The following is a 3,444-nucleotide window of genomic DNA, read 5'->3' as shown; positions in this document are numbered from 1 at the left end:
TTTAATGCTTAGTGGTGCGAGCACCAGATCTATTCAAGCTGCACTAGGTCATAGCAGCCTTGAAACTACAGAGATTTACACGCATGTATTGTCTACCAACAATAAAACAATGAAAAGTCCATTGGATCTTTTGTACGAAAAGAGTACATTTGAAAAGACCGATAACGGAATGCTCATATAAGCGATATAAACGCTATAGAGATATTTGGGGTTGCGTTTATACGGATGTTGCCTAATATAGCAGAATTCACTCGCACCCAATCCATTCGGATTTTTGAAAAGGGTAATTTGACCAATATTGCGGAAACCAATCTTTGCGGAATTTTGAGCAGGTTTTCGGAATCGAATCTAGTTCTCAATTTAGCCAGTTTGCGGAATTGAGAACCATTGCGGAAAAAAAGCTTGAAAATTATAATTGGACAATCAACCAACGGAATTGAGCCAGTTTGCGGAATTGTTCACTCAAACGGAATACAAGTCAGACTAATAATTTCGGGCGGACTTTTATCACTCTTGCGCACTGCTATAAACAGTCATTTATCTAAAGAATCAAAATTCTGAAACTACATTAGGCAACATCGCGTATAATTAATTGCTAGGCCTGTTCTCCTTCCGAAAATCCTCGTGGATTTTATAGTTCGTTTTTATTTGCTAAATTTACTGCTTGAGACACGCAACTAATCATACTCAAGAGCGTTGGCGTGCATTAAAAAATGAAAGACCGGTAGATAAAAATAAGAAAGCCCAAATAGCTATAAATGAAAACGCGCACAGCTAATAATAGAACAGAACTGGTTATCGTTTTGATGTTTTTTTTTACTTCATTTTCGACTTTAGAAGCCCAAGATGAAATAGTCAGCAGTTTCTATTTGGGAACCAATACATATAACACCGATGGGCTAAAAATTCTCGATGATTTGATAGCAGAACAGAATTTTGTTTTCACTTCAGAGCTGCATTATCATCCGTATTCTCTGGAGTCACAAAAGAAGTTTATCGCGTATTTATCTGCGGGAAACCAGTTGGACATACTTGGTTTGGAGGGCGATTATGCCTTGGGTTACGAGATTAATCACTTTTTGGAAACAGGAGATACGTTACGATTGAAAACTTTGTTTGATCTGCACCCAGAGATGATGGTTAGGACAGAAACTGCAGATTTTTACAAGCATTATATTGCTGTAAAAGCTATGAGGGATTCAATGCAGACTGATTTTGGAGTAAAGGGATTGGATGTATGTTATGGAGGAGGTTTCAAGGGATCAATATTTACAATAATTCAAATACTCGAAATGTCGTCTGACTCAACATTATTTAAAACTGTGGAAGAAGGAAAATTAATGCTGCAAAAAAAGCGGTTGGGGGATAACAGAGTCAGAAACTGGGTGAAGGTGCTGAAAATAAAACTGAATGATGCCGAGCCGACATTTTTACAATCCATTGGAGATTATAACCTTGCTGAATTGTCCAATATTCTTTTTAACATCGAGCAGTCGCTTGAAGTAAAAAAAGGCAAAATGAAAGAGCGAGAACTGGAGATTTCCCACAATTTTAAAAGGTATTGCTATCCCGATGAAAGGGTTTTCGTTCAGTTTGGATATTCACACGTTTTCGCAAACCTTGAGAACCGTTATGGTATAAACGAAAATACATTTATTGGCTTTCTGAATCAAGATAGTACATATGCTAATCGATCTATCGTGATACAATTTATGCCTTGGGAAGGAACTAAAGCATATTTCCCACTCCTTACAGATACGGAAAAGGAGCAAATTGCGCCTGTTGTCCTTAAAAGACCTTTTCCACAGCTTGTGGATTTCCGATACATGCAATCGATCGAGAGAGCTTTTGACTTTTCGATAATTGTAAGCGGGTCGTATTGACTTGACCAAACTTGCATTTCTCCATTTTTACAACCCAGCAGGTCATCAATGACTCATCTTCATGACAGGAGCAATTTGTCTATGCTGGGTTTACTGAAAGATTTACAATAAAGTGTGTTAGCATGATATAAAACTAATTAGTGCTCGTTTTGAGCATCTTACACAAATATAAACTTTATTAGAACAAGATAATTTTAACTTTAGACTTTTAGAAGAAGAAAAACGACACGCCAACATTCTGTATAGTGCATACCCTTCGGGATACGCACCATACAGTTGCCGTTGGCATTCATTAAAATAAGGATATGAAATATTTCATAGTTATAACTTTAGTATTAGTGACTTCTGTCTCTACAATATTTGGTCAATCGAATAGACTTACTTCAATGATTCTTAGATATGAGAAAGTAACCGAATTTGGTTTTGATGAAAAATCTCAGAATTATATACCGACTGATACAATTGAATTTTCAGGTGCAATCTCAGTTGATCCAGAAAAAGTTTTTATTAAAGGTTATAATCAAACTCCAGACAAATTATTGAAGATAGTAGAAATTCAAAAAGAGGAAGGGACGAATAGAGACTTGTATACATGCGAGACTAATGGACAAAGATATGCTGTGGCAATTTCACCTGATAAAAGATATTTATCTCAGATAGGAATCAATGCTAAATTCATCTATGAATTAAAAACAAACAATAATAAAACTGAACAAGTTGAAGTAATAAAACTCGAAACTAATCCAGATTCAAAGAAAATATTTGTTGCACAAACAATTGAAGTAAAACCAATATTTGGTAACGCAGAGAACTTTGAAGAAGGAGAAAAGCAACTTAAGGAATATTTAAAATCTCAAATTGACAAGCAGAAAAATTTAGAATCGGGTAAATGCTATATTTCGATTGTTATTAGCAAAGTTGGAAAAGTTGAAGACGTCAAAATATTGTATGGGAAAAGTGATGAATTTAATCTAACTGCATTAAATATTGCTGAAAATATACCTGATTGGAAACCAGGACAACAAAAAGGAAAGCCTGTTAATTCTTTATACAATTTAGAAATAAAAAAATAACGAAATGCCAACATTTTATAAACGTAATGCGGGCTTCACGTCTAAAAATGAATATCTTTTAAGCAACGAAATTTGAGATTTATTGAATGTAAGTGCTTCGAAATGCCGCACTACGCTTATATTGCCGTTGGCAAACATTAAAAAGAACCATGAACTGTAAATTTTATATCTGGACAACCCTGATTTTGTTAGTTGGGTGTAATACAAATAACACTGACTATGAAAAAATAGCATCCTATCAAGACAATTCGGTAATACCGTTAGAAACCTCTGTCGATGAAAACACCAGAGTCTTACTCATTTTCCCGCATGCTGATGATGAAATCACTTGTGTTGGTCTTGCCTCCTATCTGAAAGAAAAGTATCCACCCGACCATCCCATATTGCCTAATTCCCACCCCCGCCTGATCTTTGTCGAAAATAATTTTGATGAAGTTACAAGAAAAAATGTTTGCTCTGGTTCAAGCCTGGCAAGAGAGCGGAATGGT

At 35.5% G+C, this 3,444-nt stretch carries 4 protein-coding genes; all 4 read left to right on the top strand.

All coding sequences use genetic code 11. From position 1 onward, the window contains the following. Nucleotides 1-181, top strand: a 181-nt coding sequence (locus tag G3O08_RS20465) for a tyrosine-type recombinase/integrase (protein ID WP_163287311.1), incomplete at its 5' end; no start/stop codon positions are given. 577 nt (nucleotides 182-758) lie between these two features. Then, nucleotides 759-1,883, top strand: coding sequence for a hypothetical protein (locus tag G3O08_RS20460; protein ID WP_163287310.1), 1,125 nt, complete (start codon nucleotides 759-761; stop codon nucleotides 1,881-1,883). A 305-nt stretch (nucleotides 1,884-2,188) separates the two neighbouring features. Further along, a complete protein-coding gene (locus G3O08_RS20455; protein WP_163287309.1) occupies nucleotides 2,189-2,956 on the top strand; it encodes an energy transducer TonB in 768 nt (255 codons plus the stop codon). A 149-nt stretch (nucleotides 2,957-3,105) separates the two neighbouring features. Beyond that, the coding region (locus G3O08_RS20450; protein WP_163287308.1) for a hypothetical protein at nucleotides 3,106-3,444 on the top strand (339 nt) is incomplete at its 3' end.

It is taken from the genome of Cryomorpha ignava (assembly GCF_010686655.1).
GTDB lineage: Bacteria > Bacteroidota > Bacteroidia > Flavobacteriales_D > Cryomorphaceae > Cryomorpha > Cryomorpha ignava.
This window is presented reverse-complemented; position numbering and strand designations above follow the sequence as displayed.